The following is a 17,256-nucleotide window of genomic DNA, read 5'->3' on the forward strand; positions in this document are numbered from 1 at the left end:
AGAGGTACTCAAGCCGCCAAGTTACTGCGGTTCGACGTAATCCACTACTTCCAAATGGAAACCTGACAATGCGTGGTATTTTTTCGGCATACTCATCAAGCGCATTTGCTTAATACCAAGATCGGCCAAAATTTGCGACCCCACCCCTACAGTACGTGAAGTGCCTTGGAATTTACGCATCGTTACTTGCTCGCCCGCGTCTTGTGCGGCAAACGCTTTAACCATAGCTTCGAGGTCTTCGCTGCGTTCGTTTTTCGCTAAAATAACCAGCACCCCTTCGTTCGCAGCGATATGTTGCATCGCACCAGCAAGGCTCCAGCTGCGGTCAGCACTGCGGTCCGACATTAGAATATCGTTAAACGTGCTTTGTAAGTGAACACGAACCAAGGTTGGCTTCTCAGCATGGATCTCGCCTTTCACTAACGCATAATGCAATTGGTTGTCGATGGTGTCTTTGTAGGTCACTAAATCAAACTCACCAAACTCAGTTGGCAACTTGCATGTTGCTACTTTTTCGATGGTGGTTTCATTGAGGTTGCGGTATTCAATCAAATCCGCAATTGTGCCAATCTTCAAACCATGCTGTTTGGCGAATACTTCAAGCTCTGGACGACGAGCCATAGTGCCGTCGGCATTCAGTATTTCAACAATCACCGAGGCAGGCTCAAGCCCAGCTAAACGCGCTAAATCACAGCCAGCTTCGGTATGCCCGGCACGAGTCAAGACACCACCCGGCTGCGCCATAATAGGGAAAATATGGCCCGGTTGAACGATATCTTCTGGCACTGCGCCTTTGGCCACCGCAGCTTGTACCGTACGAGCACGATCAGCGGCCGAAATACCTGTAGTCACACCTTTAGCAGCCTCAATCGAGACAGTAAAGTTAGTAGAAAACTGCGCGCCGTTATTTTTTACCATTAAAGGCAAATTCAGTTGTTGGCAGCGCGCCTGAGTCATCGTCAGACAAATAAGCCCACGGCCATAGGTCGCCATAAAGTTAATCGCTTCTGGCGTAATATGCTCAGCCGCTATCACTAAATCGCCTTCGTTTTCACGGTCTTCATCGTCCATCAAAATGACCATTTTGCCGGCTTTGATATCTTCAATGATTTCTTTTGCACTGTTTAACGTCATAATTTACCTGTCTTTACTAAGTTTGCCGCGATGATTAACGAATAAATCCAGCTTTCGCCAGCAAACTGGTTGTGAGAGTCGATTCTGTGGTGCTTGCTGGACCTGTTCCCAGCAAACGCTCCAGATAGCGTGCAATTTGGTCTACTTCTAAATTGACTTTAGTGCCCACTTTAAAATCGGCAATGGTCGTTTCTTTGGCCGTATGCGGCACAATCGTTAGCTTAAATTTGTCTTGCTCGATAGCATTGACAGTAAGGCTAATACCATCAATCGCCACCGAACCTTTATAAGGAATATATTTCAATAGCGCTTGTGGCGCTTTTAACCAGTAATCAGTGGCACGGGCATTGGCTTCTACTGCGACAATTTCGGCAATGCCATCAACATGGCCAGAAACTAAATGACCACCCAAACGAGAAATCGGCTGTAGTGCTTTTTCTAAATTCACTTTTTGGCCAACGCGATAATCAGCAAAGCGCGTCAAAGACAAAGTTTCGTTAGACACATCGGCGCGAAAGCCATCACTGAATTTTTCAATCACAGTTAAACACACGCCATTGGTGGCAATACTGTCACCCAATTGTACATCGGCCATGTTGAGCGTGGCACTTTGCACTCTGACACAAAGGTCGCCTTGCTGCAGTCGTAATTCCGTTAATGTGCCAGTGGCTTCTATAATACCTGTAAACATACTTATCCTATTTAAGCGCGGTAATGCGTAAATCGCTGCCGATTTGCACTACATCGCTAAAAGTCAGTGTGGTTGCCTGCGCGAGAGCCATTAAAGGTGGCACTGCAAACAAGCCGCGTCCTGCATTACCAATAATCTTCGGCGCCAAATAGACCACATACGAATCAATCAAACCCGCTTCATGAAACACCCCAGCAAGGGTTTGCCCGGCTTCAAGCCAAACGTGATTAATTCCTCGCCGTGCTAACAATTTAAGGACCGCGGTTGGGCAAATTTTGCCATTACGGCTCTCAACTTGACACTGCTCAACGAAATGAGGCCAGTGTGGTGAATTATCAAGCGGCTGGGTGGAGTTTCTGAGTAATAAAACCGGCCCCTCGGTTTGAAACAAGGCCAAGTCTGGCGTCAGGCGGTTTTGCGAATCAAAAATGACTCGTAAAGGCTGGCGGATAGTGTCTTGCAACTCAGGGTAAAAATGACTTCTCACCGAAAGCTGCGCATCGTCCGCCAAAATAGTATCGGCGCCAGAAATAATCGCGCAGCTTTTAGCCCGAAAACGTTGTACATCTTCACGCGCGAGTGGGCCGGTGATCCACTTACTTTCGCCGTTTTCGAGTGCAGTTTTACCATCCAAACTCGCCGCAAGTTTGCAAGTCACATACGGCATACCCGTCGCCATACGTTTAAAAAAGCCTAAGTTAAGCGCTCTGGCCTCATCGCCAAGTAAGCCGTAAGCGGTTTCGATACCTGCTGCACTCAGCATTGCCATACCTTTGCCAGCAACTTGTGGATTGTTATCAACCATAGCCGCAATCACTTTGCTGACGCCCGCTTTGATAAGCCCTTCAGCGCAAGGGGGCGTGCGGCCATAATGGCTACAAGGTTCTAAGGTAACGTAGGCCGTTGCGCCTTTGGCTTTGTCGCCAGCAGCTTTTAAGGCATGTACTTCAGCATGGCCTTCACCGGCACGGATGTGAAACCCTTCGCCGACAATCTCGCCATCTTTGACAATAACGCAGCCAACATTTGGATTCGGGGTCGTGGTATATTGCCCGTGCGCAGCTAGTGCAATGGCACGGCGCATAAATTGTTCATCTTGGGCAGTAAATTGTTGCAGCTCGCTCACTTAGTGCTCTCCTAGCTTCGCGATTTCTTCACCAAACTCTTTGATGTCTTCGAACGAGCGATACACTGACGCAAAGCGTACATAGGCAACTTTATCGAGCTTTTTCAGTGCTTCCATGATCAACTCACCAATAAAGTGGCTTGGCACTTCGCGCTCGCCCGTTGCGCGCAGCTCAGATTTAATTTTGTGGATCACTTCTTCGATTTGCTCTGTACTGACAGGGCGTTTTTCTAACGCGCGATGTAAGCCGTTAAGAAGCTTATCTTCGTTAAAAGGTTCACGCGAGCCATCTTGTTTAATCACCCGCGGCATTACTAACTCAGCCCCTTCGAAGGTGGTAAAACGTTCATGGCATTCAATACATTCGCGACGACGACGCACTTGGTGGCCTTCACCTACTAAACGTGAGTCGATAACTTTAGTCTCTTTCGCCGTACAAAAAGGACAGTGCATAGTCTGAGTTTCCCCATAAACAAAAGGCCGCTACAAAGGCGGCCTTATCATAGCAAAAAACGTTTCAGCAAAAAACGTTTCTGCTTAAGCATTTAGTTTATGCGTAAACTGGGAACTTAGCACAAATCGCTTTTACTTTTTCACGTACAGCAAGTTGTACTGAAGTGTCTGTGATGTTGTCTAAAACGTCACAGATCCAGCCCGCAAGTTCACTTGCTTCTGCTTCTTTAAAGCCACGACGCGTAATCGCCGGTGAACCAATACGTAGACCTGACGTCACAAACGGTGAACGTGGATCGTTTGGTACTGAGTTTTTGTTTACTGTAATAAATGCATTACCTAAAGCAGCGTCTGCATCTTTACCTGTGATGTCTTTCTTGATTAGGTCAAGTAGGAACAAGTGATTATCTGTTTTACCAGATACGATGTCATAACCACGCGCCTGCATCACTGCCACCATAGCTTGTGCGTTTTTCACGACTTGTACTTGGTAGTCAGTGAATTCTGGTTGTAACGCTTCTTTGAATGCTACTGCTTTTGCTGCGATAACGTGACACAGAGGACCACCTTGGCCGCCTGGGAATACCGCGCTGTTTAGCTTTTTGTAGATTTCTTCATCGCCACAAGCTGACAGGATCAAACCACCACGCGGACCCGCTAGTGTTTTGTGCGTAGTTGTCGTAACAACGTGCGCATGCGGTAATGGGCTTGGGTAGATACCAGCTGCAACAAGACCTGCAACGTGCGCCATATCGACAAGTAAGTATGCGCCTACTTTGTCAGCGATTTCACGGAATTTAGCCCAATCAACAATACCTGAGTACGCTGAGAAACCACCGATGATCATTTTTGGTTTGTGCTCAAGTGCCAAAGCTTCTACTTGTGCGTAATCGATTTCACCTGTTTCTGGGTTTAAGCCGTATTGTACAGCATTGTAAGACTTACCAGAGAAGTTGACGTGCGAACCGTGCGTCAAGTGACCACCGTGCGCTAGGCTCATACCTAACACGGTGTCTAACGGCTTAAGTAAAGCTTGGAAAACCGCCGCGTTTGCTTGAGAACCTGCGTGTGGTTGAACGTTTGCGTAATCACACTTGAAAAGTTCACATGCACGGTCAATTGCCAATTGTTCAACTACATCAACGTGCTCACAACCACCGTAATAACGCTTACCTGGATAACCTTCAGCATATTTGTTGGTTAATTGCGAACCTTGAGCTTCAAGTACGCGTGGGCTGCAGTAGTTCTCAGACGCGATCAATTCGATATGTTCTTCTTGACGCGCTGTTTCTGCTTCAATTGCCGCAAACAATTCAGGATCAAAATCAGCAATATTCATGCTACGTTCTAACATGGGGTCTCCTAGGTACACGTATGGTATGAAAAGCAATATTGTACGCGCAAAATCTCCTATTGCCTACGCATTAGGGGCGCTTCGAGCTTGAACATATTTAAACAAGGAATGAATTTAATTCACAGCCTTTTGACAATGATATTTTTAAATTTAAACATTAATAAATATTATAAAAAGCAGCAATTAAATTAATTTTAATTATCTACAAAAATAAAACGAGAGTCTAAGCCCTCGTTTTATCGAATGTTTATTTTGAAGCGCTCAGTAAACGCAGAGCGCTATGCAACGCCCAACTTAGCAAATACAGCCGCTTTTAGAGCCGCATAATCAGCCTGTATTGGTTGCGCTAAACATGGCTTAGCTAACGCATCCGCCAACACTTGTGGCAGTGCTATGTCACCTCCGAGTACAGCATCAACCGACTCTTTAAATTTTGCCGGATGGGCGGTAGCAAGGAAAATACCCGCAGAATTTGCAAGTTCATCAAGCACTAAGCCGCGATAGGCAATGGCCGTATGGGGTTCAGCAAGATAACCTGCTTGCTGCAATTCAAGCATAGCTGCGCGAGTATCTTGCTCAGAAACGGAACGTGAAAAAAAATCATGTTTAGAGAACATGGTTTCTTTCAACATTTGCTCCACGCGAGGCCAATTATTAGGTTTACTCACGTCCATTGCGTTAGAAAGTGACTCTTTGGTCGCCGTCGGTGCCCACTCTCCACTTACAACATAACGCGGCACGGTATCGTTTTGATTGGTGGTCGCAGATAAGCGATGGATAGGCAATCCTAGTACCGCTGCTATCATAGCCGCGCACACATTACCAAAATTACCACTCGGCACAGAGACATGAACATTCGCGCGCTGGCTTTCAGGTAATTGCGCTACCGCTTCAAAGTAGTAGCAGACTTGCGCCAGAAGGCGGCTAATATTAATGGAGTTAGCTGAGTTTAAACCTAACTTTTGCTTAAGCTCTTCATCCAAAAACGCTTCTTTAACTAATGCTTGGCAATCGTCAAAACTGCCCTTCACTGCGTAGCAATGCACGTTGCCACCAAGCGTAGTAAAGAGCTTTTGCTGCGCCAGTGAGATCTTCCCTTCTGGATACAGGATAACGACATCGACATTAGGTTTATTGTAAAACGCATGGGCAACCGCCGCACCAGTGTCACCACTCGTCGCCGTAAGTATAGTGACGCGCTCACCTTGGCTAAATAAACTGATACACTCAGCCATAAAGCGCCCACCAAAATCTTTAAACGCCAAGGTAGGGCCGTGAAATAGCTCTAAACAATATTGATTGTCAGCCACTTTGACGAGCGGCGCAGCAAAGTTAAATGCCCGTTTTACCATTTCCGCTAAAGTATCTTTTGGCAACTCATCGCCAATTAAATGCTGTAAAATTTGCGCGCTGCGTTCTGCAAACGGCAAATCAAGTAAAGCCGGAACATTACTAAGAGCTGGTAGACTTTGTGGAAAGAACACACCTTGCTCACGACCTAAGCCAATTTTCACTGCCTCAGTAAAAGACACTTGTTGGCTCGCGTCTTTAAGGTTAAATAACTTCATACTTATACTCCTTCAGGCAGTGCACGGGTACCCAAATTGTCCAGTTTGCAAATGTGGCTGAACCCATGTTCGTTAATATAATTTTGATTAAGCCATTGTTGGCATTGCTCAGCCTGCGCGAGCGTTTGGCAAATCGTAAATAAAGTTGGGCCGGCACCGGAGATACTCACCAGATCAGCACCAAGTTCAGGTAAGGCTATTTTGGCCTCGGCAAATCCCGCGATCAGCGCACTGCGATGCGGCTCAGCTATGGGGTCTTGCATTAGCGTAAGCGCCTCAGCAAAACGCCCAGTTTGCATCAATAACACATAAGCGCTAAGCCGCTGGGCAAACTCGACGGCATCATGAGTGGTTTGCTGCTTAGGTAATACCGCGCGGGCTTTGGCGGTATTAAGTGCAAAGCCCGGATAAGCAATCACGTAATACCACTCTTGGGGCACAGGTACTGCGATTGCGCGGTTTGGCACCAGCTCTGCAGTCAGCTGTAAGCCACCTAAAAAGCACGGTGTGATATTGTCGTAATGCCGGCCACCTGACACTTTGCCTTCAAAATCAGCCATTAATTCAATCAGGTCAATCTGACTTAAATTGGTATTGGCAAAAGCATTAAGAGCAGCAAAGGTCGCCACAACCGAACAAGCGCTGGAACCTAAACCAGATCCAATCGGTAAACGCTTTTCTAACGTCAATGCCACCGCAGGCATAGTAGGTGCGACATGTTCACGAAAGTGCTGCAAACATTGGTACGCCAAATTATCTTCAGCAGGCCCTGATAGAAACGCCGCGTACGGCCCCGTACAACGAAATTGGTCTTGAGATGCCGCAGCAACATGCACTACATCCCCTAATAAACTCCCATCTAAAGGTGCCAAAGCGGCACCCAAAGAATCAAACCCCACACAAAAATTGCCAATTGAGGCTGGGGCATAAAAACTCAACATAATAAACTCCGATCCCTAACCTGAATTAACGCGACAATGTTTTTAAGATGTCAGCAAATACCCCAGCAGAGGTCACTTCCGCACCCGCGCCATAGCCACGGATCACAAATGGACGCGGCTGATAATACTGACTTAAAATCGCCAAAGCATTTTCTCCGTCACGGATATCATACAAAGCATGTTGTTTATCCACCGCTTCAATACCCACTTTACAACGGCCATTGACGATTGAACCGACATAACGCAGCACTTTGCCTTCGCTGGCAGCACTTTGCACGCGATCTGCAAATGCGGCATTTAGCTCTGGCAACCGCGCCATAAATTCATCCACATTGCTACCTTTGGCAAATTCAACCGGCACCACAGGCTCTACTTCAATATCCTCAAGCTCTAATGCTAAGCCTGACTCGCGTGCAATGATCAACAGTTTACGGGCAACATCAGTGCCAGATAGGTCATCTCGCGGATCTGGCTCAGTAAAGCCATTGGCTTTCGCTTGCTCTGTGGCCTCAGACAGGCTTAAACCATCTTCAATCACACCAAACATATAAGATAATGAACCAGATAGAATACCGTTAAATGACAACAGTTCATCACCCGCGCCAAACAAGAGTTGCAGGTTATCAAGTACTGGCAAACCCGCCCCTACGTTAGTTTCATAGAGGAATTTACGCCGGGTTTTCAACGCATTGGCTTTAAGCTTTTGATAATACGCAAAGCTACCTGTATTGGCTTTTTTATTGGCAGCCACGACATGGAAACCCGCAGCCAAGAAATCAGCATATTGATCCGCCAAATATTGCGACGAGCTACAATCAACCAATACTGGATTGATTAAGTGGTTATCACGTACGAATTGCTCCACACGCGTTAAGCTAAATGCCTCTGACTCATCGGCAAGCTGTTGCTTCCAGGTAGCAAACGGCACACCTTCGGCGTTGAGGTAACATTGTCTGGAGTTAGCGACACCATATAAATTCAGTTTAATGTTGCGCGCCTCTAACCAGGCTTGCTGCTTTTCAAGCTGCTTAATAAGTTCTTTGCCGACTAAACCGACACCGAGCAAAAACACATCAATTGAAGGTACATGAGTAAAGAAGTTTTCATGGCACACTTTCACCGCGTCATTACATAAAGTACCGTCAATGACCGCTGAAATCGCACTTTCTGTCGAGTCTTGCGCAATTGCAACTATGTTCACTTGGGCTTGTGCTAAAGAGGCAAAAAACTTCGCCGCAAGCCCTTTATGGGCTTTCATGTTATCGCCAACTAACGTCACAATCGCTAAATCGCGCTGCACTTGAATAGGTTCAATTAAGCCTGCTTTGGCTTCCAATTCAAACGCTTTTTCAAGCGCATTGAGGGCAAGGGCTAGGTCACTATTATGCACACAAAAACTGATACTAAACTCACACGATGATTGCGTGATAAGTACGATAGAAACATTGTCGTTAGCCAGCGCTGAAAAAACCCGCGCTGCCATCCCCACCTTTCCCTTCATACCTGGGCCTGAAACAGTCAACATGGCTAGCTTTTCCAAGCTCGACAAAGCTTTGACGGTTTCGTTACCTTTGCTCTCGTGGCTTATCATAGAGCCAGGGACATCTGGGTTATGGGTATTTTTGATTTCGCAAGGCACACCAGCTTTGGCGCAAGGTAAAATCGTTTTTGGGTGTAACACCTTGGCACCGAAGTAAGACAGTTCCATCGCTTCTTTGTAGGATAATGAGTCAACCTTAGTGGCTTTTTTGATAAAACGCGGGTCGGCGTTATACACCCCATCTACGTCAGTCCAAATTTGGCACACCTCAGCTTCCAGGCAGGCTGCTGCAATTGCCGCCGAGTAATCTGAGCCATTGCGTCCAAGCACAGTGAGCTCGCCAGCTGCATTCTTACCAGTAAACCCAGGCATCACGTAATAGCGAAACGCATTGGCTCGTAATACGGCACGAAATGCAGCCTTACTGGCAACCAAGTCAGCTTCAGCTTCCAAATAGCTACCTTCTGTCAGTACGCAATCTGTCGCTTCTAGGTAAAATGCCTGATGTTGACCAAGCATAGTTTGCATCAGCGCCACGCTGACGCGCTCACCAAAGCTGATAACGTAAGCTCTGACTTGATCTGGGCAATGTTTTAGTAACTTAACTCCAGCCAGTTTGTCAGCCAGCGCGGCAAAATCAGGCCAGTGTTTGACTTCGCCATATTCTGCTGTCACGGCCTTTACTAGCGATTCACAGCGGCTGACTAAAGCTTGCCATTTAGCACTGTAATCCTCGCCTGCGGCAGCTAAATCAGCTAACGCTACTAAGTGATCAGTAACGCCACCGGGCGCAGATAAAACAATCAAAGCTTCTTCGCCAGCGTAAGATTCAATCAACGCCTTCACTTTGGACAAGCAGGCAAAATCAGCTAAAGACGAACCGCCAAACTTCAATACTCGCATAATTTATGTTTCCTCATTCCTAAAACGAAAAAAGGCCTGTGTTCTTAGTGAACACAGGCCTTTTCTAAACGCGCACCGACCTATGCCACTATCCCGAAAGGATGGTGGTGGTAATAATGGTCGAGGTGGTAAATAATTTTGTTTTCATGCGCTCTAGACTGCCGCAAAAGGCGTCAAACTGTCAAGCACAAAAAAGTCACAATCTGATGCAAAATTTTCATTTTGAACAAACCGCGCCTGTAGCGCTTTTAGTACAATTGTGAAGCAAAAGGGTGAAGTTGAATTGAATTTGGCAAGTGAGCGAAATGACTTGGGTGCGAACGCGCGTTTTGGGAATTATGTTCGCATAGCCCGTATAGTAATTACTTCAAATATCCAGCAATAGTATAGCTGTGCGACTAAAATTGGCGATTTAGCATTACAAGTATTCAACAATGTAAAGCCTAGCGAATCCCAAATTTGTGCAGCACATTTAGTAGTGCATCTGCTTTAACTGGTTTTTCAATAAAATCCAACGCACCTAAGCCTGCAACGCGTGATTTCATTTCGCTTTGAATATCTGCGGAGATCACCACCACAAAGCTTTCTATGCGCTGCTGTTTGATACGTTCGAGCACACCAATTCCGTCGAGCTCAGGCATAGTTAAATCCAAACAAACTAAGTCAAAATGACGCTGTTGCATTAAGCTCATTGCTTGTGCACCATGCGCCGCTTCAACAAAGTCTGCCTCAATTGCACCAGTCAGACAGCGTTTTACCTGTTTACGTGCAACGTTAGAATCGTCACAAATTAGAACTGAATAACTCATGGTGCCCTACCGAAATACCATTAACGTACAAGTTTGCATGTCTCATAGACTCAAATTAAATACGGGCAAGCCGTGACAAAACGCTATCGATAAGCCCACTCGCCGCCAAATTGATTCAATCTTTTCGCTCATGCACCTTCAAGCCGCAACGCGGCTAAAATGTTCAATCGCAATTATGGTAAAATTAAAACGCCTACACGGTGGCGCCCTATATAACATAACTCGTTTGAGTAATGTAAGTGCGTTATCTTAAATCTGTGGTCAAATGCCGCTGCTTTGCGATAATTCACTTATATTTATTTATTTTTAATCAGTTATTAGCTAAGTTTATACAAGATAATAAGCCGTGAACTTTATTGAGGAGCACGAGTTCGTTCATGCTACAAAAAAGCCTATCTAAAAAGCTACTCACTAACGTGCTTTCAGTTTACTTCTTATTAACATTTGTCGTAACCTGCGGTCAAGTGGTTGCGGAGTATGTTAATACTAAAGACTATATTCGTAATGAGCTGACCATGTTACAAAAAACTTTCAGTCGCAGCTTAACGCGCGCGATTTGGGAGTTAAACACTAAGCAAACCGTCACTACTGCTGAGGGGTTGCTTGCGATTCCTATGATTGAAGGGATCATAGTGCGTGACGACAGCGGTGAAATTATTTCTCAATTAGGCCGCTCTTTAGATATTCATGAACTTTACAGCCAACAGCTAGTGCAAGAAGAAGCCATTATTGAAGATACCCCATCGGGTTTGTTCGGGTATACCTTCCCTTTGATTTTTGAATTCTCCGGCCGTGCCACTCAAGTTGGTGACGTAACGCTGTTTTCTAGTCGTGAGGTGGTATTTAGCCGTATCATGATTTCTATTTATTTCTTAATTGGCAACGCGATGATCAAGACCACATTCTTGATTATCTTGTTTTTGCTCGCCTTCCGTAAGTTGTTGACCGAACCCCTGTCGCAACTTACCGAGCAAATTGAAGACTTTGAAATTGATAACGCCGAAGGGCACCGTATTGAACTTGATACCACTGAGCGCAACGAACTTAAAGTGATGGAAGAAGCGTTCAATAAATTGATTGATAAAATCTCTGAATACCGCAAAAAACTCGACCAAACCCAAAAAGAGCTTTTGATCAGTAATGAAAAGCTCGACCAGCACAACCTACAACTTGAGCAAGAGGTGGCAAGAAAAACCTCCAATCTCAGCCAAGCCATGATGGATCTGCAGCAGCAGAAGTACGAGCTTGAAAAACAAAAACTGACTTTAACAGAAGAAATTGATAGGCGGCGTCAAACCGAGCAAGAACTGCTGACTAAACAAAAAGAGCTGGAACGCTACCTCGATGAGCTTAACCTTGCACAGGAGCGTTTGGTAGGTTCAGAGAAAATGGCGGCGCTCGGTGGTTTGGTAGCGGGTATTACCCATGATATTAATACTCCTGTTGGTATCGGTGTAACAGCCACATCTTTCTTGCAAGAGCGCTTAGAGCAGCTGGAAGTCGCGTATAAAGAAAAGACGCTGTCGCCAAAAGCACTAGAAGAGTTTATTAATGATGCCAAACAAAGCACCAGCTTGCTTACCACCAATTTAGACCGCGCTAGCGAGCTGGTAGCAAGCTTTAAGCAAATCGCGGTTGATCAAGCCAGTGAAGCGATACGAACGATTAACTTTAAAGAATATTTGGGTGAAGTGATCCGTTCGTTACACCCAAAACTGAAAAAGACCAAGCATAAGATTAATGTTTCATGTCCTGGTGACTTAATTTTGAACTTACCAGCCGGTGCCATCAGCCAAATTTTCACTAATTTGATCATGAACTCGCTGATCCACGGTTTTGAAGATATCAGTGTGGGTACAATAGATATTATGATCACCGAAGAAAATGACGACGTTAAAATCATTTATAAAGACAATGGCCGTGGTGTCAGTAAAGCTCAGCTAGAAAAGCTGTTTGACCCCTTCTTTACCACTAAACGAGATCAAGGTGGCAGTGGTCTTGGTACACATATTACCCTGAACTTGGTAAAACAAACCTTAAACGGTGAAATTGAAGTGGAAAGTGAAGAAGGCCAAGGCCTCACCTACTACATTCGTTTTCCAAAAGATATGCAGCCACACCCTCTGGAAATGTTCAGTTAAAGCTTATCTTGCTATACCGAGAACTGAGCACAAGGAAAAGGGGTGGGAGAAAGCCCCTTTTTCTACTTTAATTTGCGGCTCCAAACCACCCATTTCATACAGTAGGTGCGTATCATCACGCAGGCTTTGCGTGATATCTACAATTAGATCATTGCCATAGATAACTTAGCGAGGGGTAAACTCTCAACTTTGCGTAGTGTAAAACTCCGTCCACATGCAAAGGGGTGCAAATTTCTGTAAGCGCAATTTTATATCGCGTTTGTCATAACAAAATCTGTTGGTATAAAACCCGCCTACCAGCCAGATTTCATCTTGACCCCTACTCACAGCAGGTTAGACTTGCAACAAATCAAGTCAGAGAAGTAAACCATGTCAACAAAAGTATCTTGCCCCACTTGTCAGACTGAGGTGGTGTGGAACGCGCAAAGCGAATACCGCCCGTTTTGCTCAAAGCGCTGTCAGCTAATCGACTTAGGTGAATGGTCAATGGAAAACCATAAGATCACTTCACCTTTGCAACAGGATTACCAGCTCTCAGAGCTTGATAAACAAAAGCTGATTGAAGAAGCAGAAGCCATGTTGGCGCAAAATCAGGATAGCTTTTTCAAGGACTAACGCCTTTTCCACACTCACTTGCGATAGCATAACAAGCATCAAATGCCACCGTAAATTGAGTCACCTGCATGTTATATCTAAGTGCCACTTTATGTGGTGCTTAGGCTTATCATTAACAATATGAGCTGTTGTTGGTACAAACTTAGCTACCAACCCATGCCGTTCAAAACCAAGTGCCCTTTGAGCAAGCATTGCCGTAGTAACAGCCTTTAAATTTACTCCATCAGAACCCAAAACATACCTCTATTTGATTGATAAAGTTGATAAAGTTGATAAAGTTGATAAAAATCAACCTATTCACAACAATACCAGTCAAGGACAGTCAATTAGCAACTTATTGCTATTCACTCAAAATCTTTTCTACCACAACCCCAAATCAGCCTATTGGTATATTTATCTAGGGCGCAAAATTTTTACTTGCACCTGTTAAATATTTCCAATACTCTAGAATTATGGTTATTAACTTAAGTACCGCTATGAAGATAGAAGAAGCAGCCTCTCAATTGGCTGAACTAGGCCACGTGGTTAGATTAAACATCTACAAAATTTTAGTAAAAGCGGGACATGCTGGTTTAGCTGTGTCAGAAATCCAAGATAAATTGGATATCCCTGGCTCGACTTTATCTCACCATATCGCAAGGTTGGTAAAGGTGGGCCTTATCACTCAAACTCGCGAAGGCAGAGTACTGCGCTGCCACGCGCAGTTTAAGCAATTAAACGGACTCATTGATTACTTACAATCGGAATGTTGCTCACCATAAGCAACATTCATTTAACTAACAATTCGAAAATACCAGAAATATGGAAAGAACAATGAATCAAACGAACACTTGGCAATTGGCGGCAGACTTCTTTGTCTCTGCATTTACAGAGCTGGCAATACTATTTCTAATTATCAGTATGTTGGTCAGCGCTGTTAATTTATACCTCCCAACAAGCAAAATCACCACGTTGTTAACGGGCAATACTGGCTATGGTGTTGCAATGGGATTAGGAGCAATCACTCCTTTTTGTAGTTGCTCTACCCTCCCGATGCTAGTTGGGCTGATAAGGGCTAACGCGTCGTTCGGACCACTTATGGCGTTTTTAATCACCTCCCCCTTACTTAACCCCTTTGTTATTTCGCTGTTTTGGATCACATTTTCGCCAGCAGTCACCATCATTTATTCCATCTGTGTGATTACAATGGCTGGTTTATCTGGCGCGCTGCTGCAGAAATTCAACTTTCAAAGCTATATTCGCCCTGAGTTATTTGAGCCCCTACAGGCGACCTGTAAAACAGCCTGCACAGACGACTCCGAGCCAGTACAAGAGGTCACAACTTGCTCAAGTAAAAAGTGTGGCGGAACAAGCAAAATCTCTCCAATGACTACCGCTCAAACACTAATGTTGGGTGCGTTAAAACAACTCAAAGAAATGCTGCCTTATATGGTGCTCGGTGTTGCAATCGGTGCTCTTTTACATGGATTTGTTCCTGTGAGTGCTTTTGACACCTTAGCCACTATCAATGTCTATTTACTTATTCCGCTCTCGGCTCTTATCGGCATTTTCTTGTATGTGAGAGCATCGACCATGATCCCAATTGCAGCATCTATGATTGCAAAAGGTTTAAGTGTCGGTGCAGTGATGTCTTTAACCATTGCTGGGGCTGGCGCAAGTTTGCCAGAAATGATCATGCTGAGAAAAATGTTCAAATGGCCGTTACTAATTGCCTTTGTTTTATTGGTGCTTGCGACTGCGATAGTGACCGGGTTCACTATCGAATTGTTAGCAATGACAATTTAGGGAGACCGCTATGCTCATCATAAATTCTGACTTCGAAGGGGGTTCTATTGCGGTTCTACAAGCAAATACTGCTGATGAGATCCAGCTTGCCCTCAAAAGCGACAATATCGCCTGCGCAAAACAATGGTTCTATTTTTCAGTTGAAACCACCGAGCCCGCGCAGCACCGTATTCGCATCAGCAATGCTAGCAAAGCAAGTTTTAGCCAAGGCTGGAACGATCACCGCGCATTTGCTTCTTACGATAATATCGAGTGGTTTAGTATCGAGACCACCTATAACAATGGCGAACTCGTTTTTACCCACCAAGCGCATTCAAAATTAGTGTATTACGCTTATTTTGTACCCTACAGCTCATCAATGCAGAACTCGTTACTTAGCGATTGCGCAAAATCGAGTAAGATGAAACTGACGACAATTGGTTTTACAACTCAGCATCGCGCAATTGAAATGGTGAGCGTTGGCGCTTGTTCGGCCTCATCCAAACAAATCTGGATTATTGCACGGCAACATCCCGGCGAAACCGTTGCGCAATGGATAGCCCATGGCGTTATTGAAGCGCTATTGGCAGTGAGCGACAACGCGCTCGAAAATATCACATTCAATATCATAGCTAACATGAATCCCGATGGCAGCCACCTTGGTAACCACAGAACCAACGCACTCGGCATAGATTTAAATCGGCAATGGCATCAACCATCTGTAGAACTATGCCCTGAGGTTTTCCATGTGATGCAAGCCATGAAGTCAACCGGGGTAGACTTGTTCATAGATTTACACGGTGATGAAACTTTGCCCTATAACTTTATGATGGTTGAAAAAAATGCGCGGCAGGGTGAAAAGTTAAAACTAAGATTGGCGCAGCATAGTGAGTTGTTTCAAGACCAAATAGACTACGACTCTGCTCAAACGGGCTGCGGTTCGACAACCTGCGCGAGTGCCTGCGGCTCAAAAAAAGCAACAACGTATGTGCATGAACAATTTGGCGCAACGTCTATTCTATTTGAAGCTGCGATGAAGCAGATCAGAAATCCACAGGGCACCTTAGTTTGGGACCATAAAGCAGCACGCCAGCTTGGCGCGCAACTTGTCATGACTTTGATAAGTAACGAATAAATACCGGTGTTGCATAGTAATATCACTTAAGCGGGCTCTTCACTTGCAGCAGTGCCACCCGCGTGGCGCTCAAGTCCGCTTTTCTTGATAGCTTTGATGATTTGTTCTTCAGAGTAACGCTTTTTATTTTGAGATCTCCATTGGTTCCAGTTTATTGGCAATCTCATCAATGTCATGGTTTTAAATTTGGGAGGATAGATCAACTGTAGAGTTTCTATTTTAGTAAAAACAGCCACAAAAATTGCTAAAATAAAGCATCAAAATACGTTTCTATGTGAATTCTGCGGCCTTTTTCTACTGAAAAAGTATTTTTTACGCACTCTTAGTACATAAATTTAAACCTGTAATTTTCAATTCCGAGTAATTCTTTAGCCTCAACGCACAATTAAGTAGTAAGCAACGCAACTACCCTACCTCAACCTTTGTAGCACAAACACTGCCGATTCAAACCGAAAATGCCGAGCGTTGCGAACCTGCTTAAATTGATTGTTATGGGCAGATTTGATACAAGTGCCCTGCCTCAAATTCATTCTCAGCGACACACTTTCTTTGCCAGCCAAGTTTCTGCGCCACATTTTGGCTACCCACATTATCTGAAGCAATGAACACTTTCACTTGGGCTAAGTCGGTGGTTTGAGCCAGCTTGAATATTGCTAACTTGCACATAAGAGGCGCTAACCCTTGTCCGCAAAACTTCTGACGAATGAAATACCCAAAGTCTAGCTCGCCATCAAGTAGTGTAATTCCGCAAAAACCAACAATTTCGTTTGATTCAGCAGATCTGAAAGCAAACCTAGTTTCTGCCTGTTGCTCGTTAGCAAACCAAGCTTCTGCTTCTTCGTCTGTCAAAGGCCTTCTAGGGCCCAAAAACCTCATGGTTTGCTGGTATTGAAGCAAATCAAACACAGCACTTCGATCACTATCAACCAATTGTGAAATAAAGATTTTGTCCAAGTTTCCCGCCTAGTTTAACTCTCACTAAACTTTGCCCAATTCCATACATTGATAAATTTAAAGGCATAACCCCAGGGCAAGATCATGAACTTTACCTTGACATAATTTTATGATCTTATACTGCTTTT

At 44.8% G+C, this 17,256-nt stretch carries 16 protein-coding genes; 5 read left to right on the forward strand and 11 right to left on the reverse strand.

What is annotated here, in order from left to right:
* Positions 1-21: 21 nt before the first annotated feature.
* From ribBA to ACFOEE_RS08190, 9 genes are all read right to left on the reverse strand, one after another.
* Positions 22-1,134, reverse strand: a complete 1,113-nt coding sequence (gene ribBA / locus ACFOEE_RS08150; protein ID WP_377123041.1) for a bifunctional 3,4-dihydroxy-2-butanone-4-phosphate synthase/GTP cyclohydrolase II — start codon at positions 1,132-1,134, stop codon at positions 22-24.
* 34 nt (positions 1,135-1,168) lie between these two features.
* Positions 1,169-1,825 (reverse strand): riboflavin synthase, encoded by a 657-nt coding sequence (locus ACFOEE_RS08155; RefSeq protein WP_377123043.1) that lies wholly within the window; start codon positions 1,823-1,825, stop codon positions 1,169-1,171.
* A gap of 7 nt (positions 1,826-1,832) precedes the next feature.
* Positions 1,833-2,951, reverse strand: a complete 1,119-nt coding sequence (ribD, locus tag ACFOEE_RS08160; RefSeq protein WP_377123045.1) for a bifunctional diaminohydroxyphosphoribosylaminopyrimidine deaminase/5-amino-6-(5-phosphoribosylamino)uracil reductase RibD — start codon at positions 2,949-2,951, stop codon at positions 1,833-1,835.
* A complete protein-coding gene (gene nrdR / locus ACFOEE_RS08165) occupies positions 2,952-3,404 on the reverse strand; it encodes a transcriptional regulator NrdR (RefSeq protein WP_377123047.1) in 453 nt (150 codons plus the stop codon).
* Positions 3,405-3,501: 97 nt separating this feature from the next.
* On the reverse strand, positions 3,502-4,758 hold the full coding sequence (glyA, locus tag ACFOEE_RS08170; protein ID WP_377123049.1) for a serine hydroxymethyltransferase: 1,257 nt from the start codon (positions 4,756-4,758) through the stop codon (positions 3,502-3,504).
* Between the two features lie 278 nt (positions 4,759-5,036).
* The gene (thrC, locus tag ACFOEE_RS08175; RefSeq protein ID WP_377123051.1) at positions 5,037-6,326 is read right to left on the reverse strand and encodes a threonine synthase; all 1,290 of its coding nucleotides are present in this window, start codon (positions 6,324-6,326) and stop codon (positions 5,037-5,039) included.
* A 2-nt stretch (positions 6,327-6,328) separates the two neighbouring features.
* A complete protein-coding gene (gene thrB / locus ACFOEE_RS08180) occupies positions 6,329-7,267 on the reverse strand; it encodes a homoserine kinase (protein ID WP_377123053.1) in 939 nt (312 codons plus the stop codon).
* A 25-nt stretch (positions 7,268-7,292) separates the two neighbouring features.
* The gene (gene thrA, locus ACFOEE_RS08185; RefSeq protein WP_377123055.1) at positions 7,293-9,710 is read right to left on the reverse strand and encodes a bifunctional aspartate kinase/homoserine dehydrogenase I; all 2,418 of its coding nucleotides are present in this window, start codon (positions 9,708-9,710) and stop codon (positions 7,293-7,295) included.
* 443 nt (positions 9,711-10,153) lie between these two features.
* The gene (locus tag ACFOEE_RS08190) at positions 10,154-10,519 is read right to left on the reverse strand and encodes a response regulator (protein ID WP_377123057.1); all 366 of its coding nucleotides are present in this window, start codon (positions 10,517-10,519) and stop codon (positions 10,154-10,156) included.
* A 377-nt stretch (positions 10,520-10,896) separates the two neighbouring features.
* On the opposite strand from ACFOEE_RS08190, the gene ACFOEE_RS08195 reads away from it, so the two are divergent.
* The 5 genes from ACFOEE_RS08195 (at position 10,897) to ACFOEE_RS08215 (ending at position 16,174) form a co-directional block, all read left to right on the forward strand.
* Complete coding sequence (locus tag ACFOEE_RS08195) at positions 10,897-12,660, forward strand: sensor histidine kinase (protein WP_377123059.1); 1,764 nt, start codon at positions 10,897-10,899, stop codon at positions 12,658-12,660.
* Between the two features lie 369 nt (positions 12,661-13,029).
* Positions 13,030-13,275 (forward strand): DNA gyrase inhibitor YacG, encoded by a 246-nt coding sequence (gene yacG / locus ACFOEE_RS08200; RefSeq protein ID WP_377123061.1) that lies wholly within the window; start codon positions 13,030-13,032, stop codon positions 13,273-13,275.
* A 476-nt stretch (positions 13,276-13,751) separates the two neighbouring features.
* The gene (locus ACFOEE_RS08205) at positions 13,752-14,036 is read left to right on the forward strand and encodes an ArsR/SmtB family transcription factor (RefSeq protein ID WP_377123063.1); all 285 of its coding nucleotides are present in this window, start codon (positions 13,752-13,754) and stop codon (positions 14,034-14,036) included.
* Between the two features lie 76 nt (positions 14,037-14,112).
* The gene (locus ACFOEE_RS08210) at positions 14,113-15,060 is read left to right on the forward strand and encodes a permease (RefSeq protein ID WP_377123065.1); all 948 of its coding nucleotides are present in this window, start codon (positions 14,113-14,115) and stop codon (positions 15,058-15,060) included.
* A 10-nt stretch (positions 15,061-15,070) separates the two neighbouring features.
* Positions 15,071-16,174: a M14-type cytosolic carboxypeptidase gene (locus tag ACFOEE_RS08215; RefSeq protein ID WP_377123067.1), complete on the forward strand. Its 1,104-nt coding sequence runs from the start codon at positions 15,071-15,073 to the stop codon at positions 16,172-16,174.
* Between the two features lie 26 nt (positions 16,175-16,200).
* Here the strand turns inward: ACFOEE_RS08215 and ACFOEE_RS08220 are convergent, their stop codons facing one another.
* Both ACFOEE_RS08220 and ACFOEE_RS08225 read right to left on the reverse strand, forming a co-directional pair.
* Positions 16,201-16,410 (reverse strand): hypothetical protein, encoded by a 210-nt coding sequence (locus ACFOEE_RS08220; RefSeq protein ID WP_377123069.1) that lies wholly within the window; start codon positions 16,408-16,410, stop codon positions 16,201-16,203.
* Between the two features lie 253 nt (positions 16,411-16,663).
* Entirely contained in the window at positions 16,664-17,128 is a 465-nt protein-coding gene (locus ACFOEE_RS08225; protein ID WP_377123071.1) for a GNAT family N-acetyltransferase, read from the reverse strand.
* Positions 17,129-17,256 lie beyond the last annotated feature (128 nt).

The sequence above is a fragment of the Pseudoalteromonas fenneropenaei genome, assembly GCF_042643375.1.
In the GTDB taxonomy this organism is placed as follows: Bacteria; Pseudomonadota; Gammaproteobacteria; order Enterobacterales; family Alteromonadaceae; genus Pseudoalteromonas; species Pseudoalteromonas fenneropenaei.

Excerpts from the sequence above, each read along its gene's own strand:
- ribBA (WP_377123041.1), bottom strand. The coding sequence starts at position 1,134 with ATGACGTTAAACAGTGCAAAAGAAATCATTGAAGATATCAAAGCCGGC.
- ACFOEE_RS08155 (WP_377123043.1), bottom strand. The coding sequence starts at position 1,825 with ATGTTTACAGGTATTATAGAAGCCACTGGCACATTAACGGAATTACGA.
- nrdR (WP_377123047.1), bottom strand. The coding sequence starts at position 3,404 with ATGCACTGTCCTTTTTGTACGGCGAAAGAGACTAAAGTTATCGACTCA.
- glyA (WP_377123049.1), bottom strand. The coding sequence starts at position 4,758 with ATGTTAGAACGTAGCATGAATATTGCTGATTTTGATCCTGAATTGTTT.
- thrC (WP_377123051.1), bottom strand. The coding sequence starts at position 6,326 with ATGAAGTTATTTAACCTTAAAGACGCGAGCCAACAAGTGTCTTTTACT.
- thrB (WP_377123053.1), bottom strand. The coding sequence starts at position 7,267 with ATGTTGAGTTTTTATGCCCCAGCCTCAATTGGCAATTTTTGTGTGGGG.
- thrA (WP_377123055.1), bottom strand. The coding sequence starts at position 9,710 with ATGCGAGTATTGAAGTTTGGCGGTTCGTCTTTAGCTGATTTTGCCTGC.
- ACFOEE_RS08190 (WP_377123057.1), bottom strand. The coding sequence starts at position 10,519 with ATGAGTTATTCAGTTCTAATTTGTGACGATTCTAACGTTGCACGTAAA.
- ACFOEE_RS08195 (WP_377123059.1), top strand. The coding sequence starts at position 10,897 with ATGCTACAAAAAAGCCTATCTAAAAAGCTACTCACTAACGTGCTTTCA.
- yacG (WP_377123061.1), top strand. The coding sequence starts at position 13,030 with ATGTCAACAAAAGTATCTTGCCCCACTTGTCAGACTGAGGTGGTGTGG.
- ACFOEE_RS08205 (WP_377123063.1), top strand. The coding sequence starts at position 13,752 with ATGAAGATAGAAGAAGCAGCCTCTCAATTGGCTGAACTAGGCCACGTG.
- ACFOEE_RS08215 (WP_377123067.1), top strand. The coding sequence starts at position 15,071 with ATGCTCATCATAAATTCTGACTTCGAAGGGGGTTCTATTGCGGTTCTA.